Below are 15,692 nucleotides of genomic sequence, written 5' to 3'. Positions count from 1 at the left end.
TAATGGATATATTAATAAAAGACATCTCCGCATAAAAATAAATATTCTCATGGCTTAATTTATTATCTTGGTGAATGGTTTTTGCTTTTTTATATTTTTTGAGTGAATGTGTTTCACAAAATGAATAAAATTGCCTAAGATTTTCCTCCAAATTCAATTCTAACTAATTCAATCGGTTATCCTTAATTAATATTCTTTTAATTAAATTGTCCTTGAATAAAAATCAACTTTACCCTATAAAACCGGCGAAAATTGTATTTAATGTTCTCTCCTGACGACGCTATCGTGTCCGTCTGACATTGTTGATATTGACTCTTGTTGAATAAGGAATATTCATCATGCAAAAAAAATCCGTATTATCCCTCTGTATAGCGATGGCGCTGAGCGGCAATAGTTATGCCGGAACAGATCTGAGCGAAAAAGAACGCAAGTCGCAGGCGTGCCCGGCAAATATCAGCGCGCTGAGCGAAGCCCAAAAAGCAAAACTGCCTCCTGAATGCCTTAAAGAGCCCTCTTTTCTGGAAGAACAGTGGGAATGGGTTGCCGGAGGCGTGGCCGCTGTCGCGGCGGCAGTCGGCCTGGCTGCGGGCGGTGGCGGCGGTGGTGATGGTGGTGATAGCGGGGATGACGGCTCTTCCACGCCGACTGGCGATATTATTAAAACCTACAGCAACGGCGTAACCTGGAACGAAACCAAAAAAACGGTGGCCTTTGCGGGCATTACCTGGAATTACACCGCCAATCCGAACGGTACTTACACCCTGACCGATCCGGCTACCGGCAAAACCATTGTGCTGGATAAATGGGCTCTGGATGAGGCCAGCAATGCCGTCACTATGAAAGGCACCTCTGCGGATGGCAGCAAGATCTGGTATCTGGATATCACTGGTGAAATCAATTTCACTGATGCCGTGAACTGGCATGAAGGCAACAATAACAAGATCGATACAAACGGCGGCACGGCCTCAGGCGAGGGTAATAACGGCTCTATTACCATCGGTGACGATAACACCATCAATAATAACGGCGACACCAACGGTAACGATGGTGGCACCGGCACAAAAGTCGATGGCGACGGCAACACCATCGACAATAACGGCAACAACAGCGGCACCAATGGCGGCACCGGTACCGAAGTGGACGGGGACGGCAACGCTATTGATAACCACGGCACCAACACCGGCGACGGCGAAGGTTCCACCGGTACTGATGTTGATGGTAACGGCAACACCATTGATAACGGCGGCGATAACAGCGGCACCAATGGCGGTACCGGTACTGACGTTAACGGCGACACCAACGACATCAATAACGATGGCAATAACAGCGGCACCGGCGGCGGCACCGGCACCAATGTAGACGGCAACGGCAACACCATTGACAACAACGGTGACAACACCGGCGATGGCACAGGTTCCACCGGTACTGACGTTGACGGTAACGACAACACCATCAATAACAACGGCAACAACAGCGGGATTAATGATGGTACCGGTACTGATGCCACAGGTGATAACAACGACATCAATAACAACGGTAACAACAGCGGCACCGGCGGCGGCACCGGCACCAAAGTGGACGGTGACGGCAACACCATTGATAACAAAGGCACCAACACCGGCGACGGCGAAGGTTCCACCGGTACTGATGTAGACGGCAACGGTAACGCCATCAACAACGGTGGTGAGAGCAGCGGCACCAATGGCGGCACCGGCACCGATGTAGACGGCAATGGCAACACCATTGACAACAACGGTGACAACACCGGCGATGGCACAGGTTCCACCGGTACTGACGTTGACGGTAACGACAACACCATCAATAACAACGGCAACAACAGCGGGATTAATGATGGTACCGGTACTGATGCCACAGGTGATAACAACGACATCAATAACAACGGTAACAACAGCGGCACCGGCGGCGGCACCGGCACCAAAGTGGACGGTGACGGCAACACCATTGATAACAAAGGCACAAACACCGGCGACGGCGAAGGTTCCACCGGTACTGATGTAGACGGCAACGGTAACGCCATCAACAACGGTGGTGAGAGCAGCGGCACCAATGGCGGCACAGGTACCAATGTAGACGGCAACGGCAACACCATTGACAACAACGGTGACAACACCGGTGATGGCACAGGTTCCACCGGCACTGACGTTGACGGTAACGACAACACCATCAACAACAACGGCAACAACAGCGGGATTAACGATGGCACCGGTACTGATGTCACGGGTGATAACAACGACATCAATAACAATGGTGGCAACAACGGCGCAAACGGTGGCACCGGCACCAAAGTGGACGGCAATGGCAACACCATTGATAACACCGGCGGCAGCACCGCGACGGATGGCGGCACCGGCACCAAAGTGAATGGTGATGACAACATCATCAACTCTGGCGATTTAGACGTGTCCAGCACCGACAGCACCAAACCTTCCACCGGGGTTGATGTTGCAGGTAACAACAACCAGATCAACCAGATGGGCAAGATGGCGGTCGGCGATTTCTCCACCGGCATTAACGTAGAAGGTAATGGCAATACCCTTAATCTTGATTCATCGGATATGAGCATCACCGGGCAGCAGGCCACCGGCGCTAATGTTACAGGCGAGTCCAACACCGTCAAGCTGACCGGCAATATGGTGGTCAATAAAGATCAAAAATCACCACTGGCGGCAGATAACTTCTACAAAGCTTCCACAGGGATTAACGTCAGCGGCAGTAATAACACTGTCGTGCTGGACGGTCATTTACAGGTGGTTGTCGATAGCGAAGATGCTGGCAGAAATTATGCCAATAACAGCGGCTCGATGGAGTTAATACAGGGCGCCACCGTAACGGGTGACAATAACCGTGTTGACATCATGAAGGGCATCGAATTAACGGGTGAGAAAGACCAGCTGGACGATGCGGATAAAACCGCTAACCAGAGAACCGGCACCAGCAATGCCTCGGTTGTAACTGTTGATGGAAAATCTTCGGTCTACGTGCATGGCGATTCGTCCGTTAATGGCTATTTCCCCGTGGGTATCAACAACGTTATTAGCGTTAAAAATGGTGGCTATCTTGAATTTACCGAAGGTTCGACTTTCAGTACTTCCGGTGTAGAAGAAGTCAGCGACTATAACTATGACATGCATGTAAGCCAGGCTTTCACTGCAAAATCCGGTTCCACCATTGCTAACAAAGGTGAAATGTCTATTTCAGACATGACCGCCTTTGAAGCAAAAGATAAAGGTTCGAAAGTCGTTAATAACGGTCGCCTGGAGATGGTTCGCTCTGAACTCTCCACCGATCGTACGGCGCTGCGAGGCATTTCTGTAAGAAACGGAGCCACGGGTGTTAACCAGGGAGTAATGACAGGTAAGACGGTCTACCAGGGAAGCATCACCAACGTTAAAGATCATTACAGTATGTCGACTGAGGATGCTCTGAACAACCACGTCGCTGCTATTGAACTGATGACCGCCTATGCCGGTAGCTCGGTTATTAACGAAGGTCAGCTTGAGCTGTACGGACGTGGTACCGGGATGGTGGCGAATAAAAACTCGACAGCCGATAACTTTGGCCAGATTACCACCGATGCGATGTGGAAAGATGCCGCCGACACCTCTGACGTGAGAACCAGTGTCCCTTCCGGGGATAACCCAATGAACTATGCCGTAGGCATGGGGGCAGGTAGCAACGCCATTACCGCGCAGTCAAATTCTGTTGCCACTAACCGCGTGGGCGGCACCATTACCGTCTATAATGCCGGTGCTGGTATGGTGGCCTACGGTTCCAGTAACAAGGCTGTTAACCAGGGCACGATTAATCTCGAGAAAAACGAGAATTACGTTGCTGACCAGCCGCTGGTAGGTATGGCGGTCTATGGCGGCGCTACGGTGGTTAACGACACCACGGGTGTAATTAACATCAACGCCGAAAACGGTAAGGCATTCTATACAGACGGTAATAAAGATAACCGTATCATTAACCGTGGCCACATTAATATCGGTGCAGGCGTACCGCCGGAAGCTGATAACAGTGATGCAGTGGAAACGCCGGAATTTGCTGACGGCACCGTGCTAAGCGGTATTAATACGCTGACTGAAACTACGTCCGTACTTTCTGACAGCACAGTGAGTAATACCGGCACGGTGAACGGTACAGGACGGTTATATGTTGAGGGCACCTTTAATAACCAGAGCTCTGGTATTATTGATTCACCCGTCAGTGTTTCCGGCACTAATGGCGTAATTAATAACAGTGGCACCATCAACGCTTTTGTTATCACAAGCACCTCCGGGAAAGTGGTTAACAATGGTAGCGCTACTGGCGGCGCGGAGATGTGGGGAGACAGTCGCATTATCAACAGCGGTAGCTTTACGCTGGGTACAGCGACAGACGTTAAGGATGTCCATAGACTGGATCTGAAAACCAACAGCGTGTTTGAAAACGCGGCTGGCGGCGTGCTGACAGGCGATAATAACAAAAATGCTGTTCATCTGAATAACAACGGTACCTTTAAGAACGATAAAGGCGCGACCATGAACTTCACCGCCAGCAGTCACGCGGCGGGGGTAAATATCTGGGGCGGTACGGGCGACTTTATTAACGATGGTACAGCGAACGCCACTGGTGTGTCGCTGGTGGCTTCACAAGGTAATGCGGCTGCGGGTAAGGCGTTCTTCTGGAACCAGGATGACGGGGTGGTGAACTTTACCGCCTCTCAAACCGGCCAGAGCGCGGTCAGCCTGACGCACAGTAACTATGTGGGCGTCAACGACGGCACCATGAACGTCAGCGGCAGCGGCGCCGTCGGCATGAAGGGCAGCAAGAACGCCCAGCTGGTGAACAACGGCACCATTAACCTGGGCACCGAAGGCACCACTGAAAGCGGCATGGTGGCCATGCAGCTGGACGCGAACGCCACGGCTGACGCGGTGATCGAGAACAACGGCGCGATTAACATCTATGCGTCCAACTCTTACGCCTTCAGCAAGCTGGGCGCGAACGGGCGTATCGTTAACAACGGCACGGTAACCCTGGCCGGGGAAGGCAGCGGCCTGATCCAGCAGGACGTTGCGCTGGAAGGTAATGGCACCGGCGGCAACGGTACCGAGACACATGCTGCGTCTTACACCCTGCCGACCGATCCGACTGCGGCAGCCCAGAGCACCGGTCTGCGCAGCAGCATCAACCAGTACACCGTCGGCACCAGCGCAGACGGCAGTGCGGGTACGCTGACGGCGAGCCATGTCGACATTCAGGATGTGAACGTTGACACCGGCTTTACCGCGGGTACGGCGGACACCTCTGTGACCTTCAACGACGTCTTTGTCGGGGAAGACATTCAGGGTGAGCAGAACATCACCTCCGCCAGCGTGGTCTGGACAGCGGAAGGTGAGAAGGACGCCAGCGGTAACGTGGATGTCACCATGACCAAAAACGCCTATGCGGACGTGGCGGGCGATGCGAGTGTGAACAGCGTGGCGAATGCACTGGATGCGGCCTACACCAGCAACGAGCTGTACAACAGCCTGAACCTGGCAACCAGCGCGGAGCTGACCAGCGCCCTGAAGCAGATTTCTGGCAGCAAGGCGACCGGCGTATCCCGCGATGCGCGTATCCTGAGCAACCGCTTCGACATGCTGGCGGACACGGCACCGGTGATGAATAACGGTCTGGCGTTCAACGTGGTGGCGAAGGGTGACAAGCGTGCCGAGCTGGGTAATGACACCACCTACGACATGCTGGCGCTGCGCCAGAGCCTGGCGTTCGGTGACAACCAGACGCTGACCATGGAGTACGGTATCGCCCGTCTGGACGGTGATGGTAATGCGATGAGCGCCGGCGACAACGGCGTGACGGGCGGTTACAGCCAGTTCCTGGGGCTGAAGCACAGCCTGCCGCTGACGGAAGGCGGCCTGAACTGGGATAACGCCCTGCGTTATGACGTGCATAACTTCGACAGCAACCGTGCGGTACGTTACGGCGACGTGAACAAAACGGCGAACGCCGACACCCGCCAGCAGTACATGGAGTTTCGTACCGAAGGGTCAAAAGCCTTCAAGGTGCAGGAAGGCCTGACGGTAACGCCGTTTGCCGGTCTGAAAATGCGTCACACCATGGAAGACGGCTACAGCGAGAAAGGCGCGGGCGACTTCAACCTGAGCATGAGCAGCAGCAGCGAAACGGCGGTTGATGCGGTGGTGGGTCTGAAGCTGAGCTACGCGGGTGAAGACGGCTGGGCAGCGACAGCGTCGCTGGAAGGCGGCCCGAACCTGAGCTATGCGAAGAGCAAGCGCACGGCTTCTCTGGCGGGTGCCAGAGGCCAGACGTTCAGCGTTGACGATGCCCAGCAGGGCGGTGGCGTGAACGGCCAGGCGATGGCGGGCGTGAAGTACAGCGCCGGTAACGCGCAGTTCACGGCGGATGCCTTCCAGTGGCAGGAAGACGGCGTGAAGGACAAGGGCTTTATGCTGAACTACAAGTATAAGTTCTGATGAGGGTTTGCCGGGTGGCGGCAGCGCCTTACCCGGCCTGCATGACTTAACGATGAACATGTAGGCCCGTGCAAGCGAAGCGCCGCCGGGCAAAAAAACAATCACCCAACCTCAAAACACCCCGCCCCGGCGGGGTGTTTTTTTATTATTGTAGACATGAATGTATTTAATTATTGGTGGGGGTTAATTTATTAATTCAGAGAATGATTTATGAAAAAATACATTAATATCGTCTATATATTCTGCCGGCTTATAATTTGTCGTCGCCACTCCCGGTATTTATATCTCTCCTGATATCAAGCAGTTGACTTTTATTACAACGATTTGAATCATAATCCTCTTGAACAAAAAATAGTAACCCTCTATAAAATCCCTCAAATTTTTTTAATCAATCTTATCTGGCGACACCGCCATACCTTTCTGTCGTTAATATATATATCAGCTGAATAAGGAACATTCATCATGCAACGAAAATCAGTCCTGTCGATCTGTATCGCCCTGGCGTTAAGCGGCAATGGCTATGCCGAAACCGAACACTTAGCAAAAGATCGTACCGCTAACCTCTGCCCCGCGAATATGAGTGTGCTGACGGAAGAGCAAAAAGCGCAGTTAGCGGCTGAATGTCTGCAAGAGCCTTCGTTTATGGAAGATCCCAAAAACTGGGTTATCGGTGGCATGGCGGCGGTAGTAGCGGCAGTGGGTATTGCGGTTGAAAACGATCACGATGGTGAAAGTTCGGATAACAGCGACAGCGGTAACGATGATGGCGGCGATAACGGCGGAGATGATAATGACGGCGGTGATAACGGCGGCGACGATAATGGTGACGACAATGATAACGGCGACAATGGCAATGATGACAATAACGATAACGGCGATGATGGCGATGACGGTGGCGATGAGCCGCTAGTGATTAATGGCGGCACTGGTACAGCCACGGACAACGTTGGTGAAGAAATTGACGTTGACGGCAAGATTATCATTATCAAAGGCGACAGCACCGGCACGGATAGCGGTATCGGCACGCAAGTAAAGGGTGATAAAAATACGATTAACAATGAAGGTGGGATTACGGCCACTACGGACGGCACCGGTTTCGCTGTCACTGGTAATGAGAACACCATTAATAATACCGGCGCGACCAGCGTCACTGATGGCGGCACCGGAACGCAAATCAGTGGTAACAGCAATACCCTCAATCAGAACGGTAAGATGATCGTGGGAGATTTCTCCACGGGCATCAATGTTACCGGGGACAGCAATAACGTGAATCTTATCTCCGATGAGCTGAAAATCACAGGCTATGACGCGACCGGGGTGAATATTACCGGGAACACCAACACGGTGACCCTGACCGGAGATATGGTGGTGGATAAAGATCAGAAATCACCGCTCGCGAAAGAGTATTTCTTTAAGCCATCTACCGGCATTAACGTGGCAGGTAATGATAATACCGTGGTGCTGGACGGGCACATGCAGGTGGTGCTCGATACCGAAATGGCAGATAGCCACAAATGGGCAAAATATGATGGTTCTCAGGAGCCTATTTTTGGCCTGGTGGTCGCCGGAGAGGGCAACCGTGTAGATATCATGGGTGGTATCGAACTGACCGGGGAAATAAATCAGACGGCTGATAATGAAACCGGAAATAAGCGAAATGGTCCCAGTTCCTCTAAAGTAATTAGCGTGAGCGGAAACTCATCCGTGTATCTGCATGGTGAGTCGTCTATAAATGGTGATTTTGGTCAGCCGTTCAAGAGCATTATTGGTGTTTCTGATGGTGGTTACTTTGAAATTAGCGAAGATGCCACGCTCGAAACCGATATAACCAGCATAAATAAATACCTGCTTTATAATTATAATTATCTTGGCTATATCGATACTAACAGCACCATGGTCAATAAGGGGGCGATCAGTATCAACGATATTGGTTTTGCTCAGGTCGCAAACGGGTCAACCTTTATTAACGAAGGCGAAATTACGCTCGAAAAAACGATGGTTTCCGCAGGAACGGATGGCGCCGTGGTGGTAGGGCCAACGGCCATGAATAAAGGATCCCTTGTACGTAACGAGGGTAGCATTACCGGATATCTGCTTAACCGAGGAAGCATCCTGCCTGCGGGCGACATCGAAAGCGGTCAAATGACGAATGATGATGTAGGCTCCATCGTTCTTATGACGGCTCAGAAGGGCGCACAGGCCATTAATAATGGCTCACTCACATTGTATGGCCGCGGTGAAGCATTACATGCCCAGGATTCAACGGCAGATAACTACGGGCAAATCACCACGGATGCATTATGGGTGGCAGAAGGAGATGACACCACTTATGCGCAAGGGGTTCCCTCTGATAAAGCCATTGATTATGCCGTTGGCATGGGGGCCGGTAATACCTATACCCATGGCAAAAACGGAACCGCAATAAACCACGAGGGTGGAATCATTACTGTTAATAACGCCGGTGCCGGTATGGCAGCAGTCGGTGCCACCAACGTCGTCATTAATCAGGGCACCATCAACCTAAATCAGAACGAAAACTATACCGGCGACGAACCCTTAGTCGGTATGGCGGTATATGAGGGCGGTAGCGCCATCAACGATACTACCGGCGTGATTAATATTAACGCTGAAAACGGGATTGCCTTTTATTCCGACGGCGATGCGAATAACCGTATTATTAACCGTGGTGAGATTAATGTTAATGAAAGTGCAGGTGTACCGGCGGCTGCTGATAATAGCGACGAATTCACATCCATTGAATATGCTGACGGTACCATTCTGAGCGACACTACCACCTTAGATAAAAGTGGCGTAATACTAACCGGTAGTACGGTAAGTAATACCGGCACGCTGAATGGTCCAGGCCGGCTATTTGTGGACGGCACTCTTGAAAACCAGGCGACGGGAATCGTTAATGCGCCCCTTACTGTTACCGGGACCGTGAATAACAGCGGTACCATCACTCAAAGTATTGCGGTAAATGCTTCCGGCAAGGTGGTAAGCGACGGTATTATTACAGGCGGCGCGATTCTGGGGGACACTGCACATATTACCAACAGCGGCGCGTTTTCGCTCGGTAGCGCATCCGACAAAGCGAATGCCAGCATGCTGGAGATGAAAAAGAACAGCGTGTTTGAAAACGCCGCTGGTGGCGTAATGACGGGTGATAATATAAAAAATGCTGTTCATATGAATGACAACAGCACCGTGAAAAACGACAAGGGCGCGACCATGAATTTTACCGCCAGCAGTCATGCGGCGGCGTTTAATATCTGGGGCGGAACGGCTGACTTTATTAACGACGGTACGGTCAACGGCTCGGGAATGACCTCTGTAGTAAGATCTGCGGATAATGCCGCTGCCAGCAAGGCGTTCTTCTGGAACCAGGATGACGGGGTGGTGAACTTTACCGCCTCTCAAACCGGCCAGAGTGCGGTCAGTCTGACGCACAGTAACTATGTGGGCGTCAACGACGGCACCATGAACGTGAATGGCAACGACGCAGTCGGCATGAAGGGCAGCAATAACGCCCAGCTGGTGAACAACGGCACCATTAACCTGGGTACCGCAGGCACCACTGAAAGCGGCATGGTGGCCATGCAGCTGGACGCGAACGCCACGGCTGACGCGGTGATCGAGAACAACGGCGCGATCAACATCTATGCGTCCAACTCTTACGCCTTCAGCAAGCTGGGCGCGAACGGGCGTATCGTTAACAATGGCACGGTAAATCTGGAAGGTAGCGGCAGCGGTCTGGTGAAAGAGAGTGGTGTCGAGGTTGCCGGGGTTAACGGCAATACGGCAGACAAGAGCGAAGCGCATTACGCGTCTTATACGCTGCCGACCGATCCGACTGTGGCACCCCAGAGCACCGGTCTGCGCAGCAGCATCAACCAGTACACCGTCGGCACCAGCGCAGACGGCAGTGCGGGTACGCTGACGGCGAGCCACGTTGACATTCAGGACGTGAACGTTGACACCGGCTTTACCGCGGGTACGGCGGACACCTCTGTGACCTTCAACGACGTCTTTGTCGGGGAAGACATTCAGGGTGAGCAGAACATCACCTCCGCCAGCGTGGTCTGGACAGCGGAAGGTGAGAAGGACGCCAGCGGTAACGTGGATGTCACCATGACCAAAAACGCCTATGCGGACGTGGCGGGCGATGCGAGCGTCAACAGCGTGGCGAATGCACTGGATGCGGCCTACACCAGCAACGAGCTGTACAACAGCCTGAACCTGGCAACCAGCGCGGAGCTGACCAGCGCCCTGAAGCAGATATCTGGCAGCAAGGCGACCGGCGTATCCCGCGATGCGCGTATCCTGAGCAACCGCTTCGACATGCTGGCGGACACGGCGCCGGTGATGAATAACGGTCTGGCGTTCAACGTGGTGGCGAAGGGTGACAAGCGTGCCGAGCTGGGTAATGACACCACCTACGACATGCTGGCGCTGCGCCAGAGCCTGGCGTTCGGTGACAACCAGACGCTGACCATGGAGTACGGTATCGCCCGTCTGGACGGTGATGGTAATGCGATGAGCGCCGGCGACAACGGCGTGACGGGCGGTTACAGCCAGTTCCTGGGGCTGAAGCACAGCCTGCCGCTGACGGAAGGCGGCCTGAACTGGGATAACGCCCTGCGTTATGACGTGCATAACTTCGACAGCAACCGTGCGGTACGTTACGGCGACGTGAACAAAACGGCGAACGCCGACACCCGCCAGCAGTACATGGAGTTTCGTACCGAAGGGTCAAAAGCCTTCAAGGTGCAGGAAGGCCTGACGGTAACGCCGTTTGCCGGTCTGAAAATGCGTCACACCATGGAAGACGGCTACAGCGAGAAAGGCGCGGGCGACTTCAACCTGAGCATGAGCAGCAGCAGCGAAACGGCGGTTGATGCGGTGGTGGGTCTGAAGCTGAGCTACGCGGGTGAAGACGGCTGGGCAGCGACAGCGTCGCTGGAAGGCGGCCCGAACCTGAGCTATGCGAAGAGCAACCGTACGGCTTCTCTGGCGGGTGCCAGAGGCCAGACGTTCAGCGTTGACGATGCCCAGCAGGGCGGCGGCGTGAACGGCCAGGCGATGGCGGGCGTGAAATACAGCGCCGGTAACGCGCAGTTCACGGCGGATGCCTTCCAGTGGCAGGAAGACGGCGTGAAGGACAAGGGCTTTATGCTGAACTACAAGTATAAGTTCTGATGGTTTGCCGGGTGGCGGCAGCGCCTTACCCGGCCTGCCACAACCTGTAGGCCCGGCAAGCGAAGAGCCGCCGGGCAAAAACCAGCTCATCAAACCAAAACACCCCGCCCCGGCGGGGTGTCTTTTTTTACACGAACAACCCCGTATAATGTCCGGGTTTATGCAAAAGGGTGGGATCATTCGTGGCGATAATAGATGAAGCGTTGTGGCAGCTCAGACAGCAACTGGCAACGCCGTTGCCGGACCAGCCCGGTCTGCGCCGCCTGTGCATTCCGCTGGCGTTTGACGAGTCCCGCGATCCCCTCGCCTGGCTTGCCGGACAACCTCATTTTCCACAGTTTTACTGGCAGCAGCGCGGCAATGAAGACGAGGCTGCCGCCCTCGGCGCGCTCCGGCGCTTTAGCTCCCTTGCCGACGCACAAACATTTCTACAGCACAGCGGCGATGCGCAACTGCGCATCTGGGGGCTGAACGCCTTCGATCCACAGCGTGGCGATCTGTTCCTGCCGCGTCTCGAATGGCGTCGTGAGGGCGAGCAGGCCCGGCTGTATCTGACTCTCTGGAGTGAAACCTCCCTGCGCGACGATGCCATTTGCGCCGCAGCATTCCTTGACCAGTTACGCCCCGCCACGCCGTTTTCAGCCCTGCACCTCCATCTGACCGGCGAGCAACACAGCCCGGATCACGACGGCTGGTGCCAGCGGGTGCGTCTCGCTACAGAGGCCATAGAACGGCAGCAGATGGACAAAGTGGTGCTGGCGCGCGCCAGCGATTTGCACTTCAGCCAGCCGGTGAACGCTGCGGCGCTGATGGCCGCCAGCCGAAGCGTCAATTTCAGCTGTTATCACTTTTATATAGCGTTCAGCCCGCAGGAGGCGTTTCTGGGTTCCAGCCCCGAACGGCTGTGGCGGCGCATTGACCGCGCGCTGCGCACCGAAGCGCTGGCGGGCACTATTGAAAACCATGCCGACGACGCTCGCGCCCATGCCCTCGGCCAGTGGCTGCTGGCAGACGACAAAAACCAGCGGGAAAATCAGCTGGTGGTGGAGGATATCTGTCAGCGGCTGGAACCGCTGGGTAACGGCTACGATATTCTTCCCGCCCAGGTCGTGCGCCTGCGAAAAGTCCAGCATCTGCGCCGCTGCATCTGGATGACGCTAAACGCGCCGGACGACGCGCACTGTCTGCATCAGCTGCAACCCACCGCGGCGGTGGCCGGCCTGCCGCGCGAGGCGGCGCAGGAATTTATCCGGCAGCATGAACCCTTTTCCCGCGACTGGTATGCCGGATCCGCAGGCTACCTCTCCGGTCAGCAGACGGAATTTTGCGTGGCGCTGCGCTCGGCGCATGTCTCAGGCGGCAGGGTGCGGCTCTACGCCGGGGCCGGGATCGTCGCCGGTTCCGATCCGCAACTCGAATGGCAGGAGATCGAAAACAAAGCGGCCGGTTTGCGCTCCGTACTCCTGATGGATTAAGACAGATTCACTCATTACCGATTCATATCAAAAACCCGGCGTTCTGTGTTCTTTATACTGTGCCGTAATATTGATACCGGACAAACTTATGTCAGTAAGCTCATTCAACCGACGCTGGGCCGAAGTCATTCTCGAAGCCTTAACCCGCCACGGCGTGCGACACGTCTGCATCGCGCCGGGCTCGCGCTCGACGCCGCTGACGCTGGCCGCCGCAGGAAATAAAGCCTTCGTTCACCATACCCATTTTGATGAGCGTGGCCTCGGCCATCTGGCGCTCGGGCTGGCGAAGGTCAGCGGCGAGCCGGTGACGGTTATCGTCACCTCCGGTACCGCAGTCGCCAATCTTTATCCGGCGTTGATCGAGGCGGGGCTGACCGGCGAAAAACTGATCCTGCTCACCGCCGATCGCCCGCCGGAGCTGATCGACTGCGGCGCAAATCAGGCGATCCGCCAGCCTGGTATCTTCGCCTCCCATCCCGCACAGGCGCTGTCGCTTCCGCGCCCGACCCAGGACATTCCCGCCCGCTGGCTGGTGAGTACGATTGATAATCTTCTCGGATCGCTGCATTGCGGCGCGGTACACATTAACTGCCCCTTTGCCGAACCGCTGTATGGCGAACTGGATGCCACCGGCCTCGACTGGCAACAACAGCTTGGCGACTGGTGGCGCAGCGATAAGCCCTGGCTGCGGGAAAACACCCGGCTACACAGCGCCCGCCAGCGCGACTGGTTTTTCTGGCGGCAAAAGCGCGGCGTGGTGGTGGCCGGGCGGATGAGCGCTGCCGAAGGCAAACAGGCTGCGGAATGGGCGCAGACGCTCGGCTGGCCGCTGATTGGCGACGTGCTGTCGCAGACCGGCCAACCGCTGCCCTGTGCCGATCTGTGGCTGGGCAATGCCCGCGCGGTAACCGAGCTGGCGCAGGCGCAGATTGTTATCCAGTTAGGTAGCAGCCTGACCGGAAAACGGCTGCTTCAGTGGCAGGCCGCCTGCGAGCCGGAAGAGTACTGGCTGGTGGACAACCTGCCGGGACGGCTTGATCCCGCGCATCATCGCGGACGGCGGCTGGTGTCCGCCATCGGCGACTGGCTGGATGAACATCCGGCGGAACCTCGCGCGCCCTGGTGCAGCGACATCCCGGCGCTGGCGCAACAGGCCTGGCAGGCGGTGGAAGCGCAGCGTGAGACGTTCGGCGAGGCGCAGCTGGCGCACCGTCTGGCGGACTATCTCCCGGAACAGGGGCAGCTCTTTTTAGGCAATAGTCTGGTGGTGCGTCTGGTGGATGCGCTCGGGCAGCTGCCCGCGGGTTATCCGGTGTACAGCAACCGCGGGGCGAGCGGTATCGACGGCTTACTCTCCACCGCGGCGGGCGTGCAGCGCGCCAGCGGTAAACCGACGCTGGCCATCGTCGGCGATCTCTCCGCGCTCTACGATCTCAATGGCCTGGCGTTACTGCGCCAGGTCTCCGCACCCTTCGTGCTGATGGTGGTGAACAACAATGGCGGGCAGATTTTCTCCCTGCTGCCCACGCCGCCAGCTGAACGCGAACGTTTTTACCAGATGCCGCAGAACGTCCATTTTGAACATGCCGCCGCCATGTTTGGCCTGCATTACCATCGCCCGGAAAGCTGGCAGGCGCTGGACGGGGCGCTGACGCAGGCGTGGCGCAGGCCGCAGGCGACGATTATCGAACTGGTGGTCAGCGAAACCGACGGCGCGCAGACGCTCCAGCAACTGCTGGCGGGAGTCAGCCAGCTATGATCCTGCATGCCCGCGCTGAAGCCGCTAACGCCGCGCTGCCGTGGCTGGTGTTCCTGCACGGTTTTTCCGGCGATCACCGCGAATGGCAGCCGGTGGGCGAGCAGTTTCGCGATCATTCCCGGCTGTATATTGATTTGCCGGGGCACGGCGGCTCGGCAGATATTACAGCGGCGGATTTTGCGCAGGTCAGCGCGTTGCTCAGTAACACCCTTCTTAGTTACAACATACTAAAATACTGGCTCATCGGCTACTCCCTCGGCGGTCGCCTCGGGATGTATCACGCCTGTGCGCAACCGCCGGGTCTGGCAGGGCTGATTGTCGAAGGGGCGCATCCGGGATTAACCGATGCCGCCGCCCGTCGCCAGCGCGCGGAAAACGACGCCCGCTGGGCGGCGCGGTTTCGCCATGAACCATCAGAGGACGTATTCATCGACTGGTATCAGCAGCCGGTTTTTGCGTCCCTCAGCGCTGAACAGCGCCGCGCGCTGGTGGCGTTACGTCAGCACAACAGTGGTACCGCGCTTGCCGCCATGCTCGACGCCACCTCGCTGTCACGCCAGCCGGATCTGCGCGCCGCGCTAAGTGAGCGACATTTCCCGTTTTACTACTTATGTGGCGAGCACGACGCGAAATTCCGCGCCATCGGCGATGAACTCGCCGCGCCTTGCCTGTTAATTGCTGACGCCGGACACAACGCCCACCGGGAAAACCCCGCCGCTGTGGCGGCCCGTCTGGCGCATATTCTGCGTCTTCACTAAG

At 55.7% G+C, this 15,692-nt stretch carries 4 protein-coding genes and 1 pseudogene; all 5 read left to right on the top strand.

The window, feature by feature from the left end; all coding sequences use genetic code 11:
• The first annotated feature begins 338 nt into the window (after positions 1 to 338).
• Positions 339 to 6,500 (top strand): BigA/YdbA N-terminal beta-barrel domain-containing protein, encoded by a 6,162-nt coding sequence (locus tag BMF08_RS19635; RefSeq protein WP_072569191.1) that lies wholly within the window; start codon positions 339 to 341, stop codon positions 6,498 to 6,500.
• Between the two features lie 3,291 nt (positions 6,501 to 9,791).
• Positions 9,792 to 11,699, top strand: a pseudogene (locus tag BMF08_RS21510) (autotransporter outer membrane beta-barrel domain-containing protein); the annotation flags it as partial.
• A gap of 182 nt (positions 11,700 to 11,881) precedes the next feature.
• Entirely contained in the window at positions 11,882 to 13,174 is a 1,293-nt protein-coding gene (gene menF, locus BMF08_RS19625; RefSeq protein WP_072569189.1) for an isochorismate synthase MenF, read from the top strand.
• Between the two features lie 88 nt (positions 13,175 to 13,262).
• Positions 13,263 to 14,933: a 2-succinyl-5-enolpyruvyl-6-hydroxy-3-cyclohexene-1-carboxylic-acid synthase gene (gene menD / locus BMF08_RS19620; protein ID WP_072569188.1), complete on the top strand. Its 1,671-nt coding sequence runs from the start codon at positions 13,263 to 13,265 to the stop codon at positions 14,931 to 14,933.
• On the top strand, positions 14,930 to 15,691 hold the full coding sequence (gene menH / locus BMF08_RS19615; protein ID WP_072569187.1) for a 2-succinyl-6-hydroxy-2,4-cyclohexadiene-1-carboxylate synthase: 762 nt from the start codon (positions 14,930 to 14,932) through the stop codon (positions 15,689 to 15,691). The genes menD and menH overlap by 4 nt, the downstream gene beginning before the upstream one ends.
• Position 15,692: the final 1 nt, after the last annotated feature.

The organism is Enterobacter sp. SA187 (assembly GCF_001888805.2).
In the GTDB taxonomy this organism is placed as follows: Bacteria; Pseudomonadota; Gammaproteobacteria; order Enterobacterales; family Enterobacteriaceae; genus Enterobacter_D.
The sequence above is the reverse complement of the archived record's forward strand: the minus strand, read 5'-3'. Positions and strand labels throughout refer to the sequence as shown.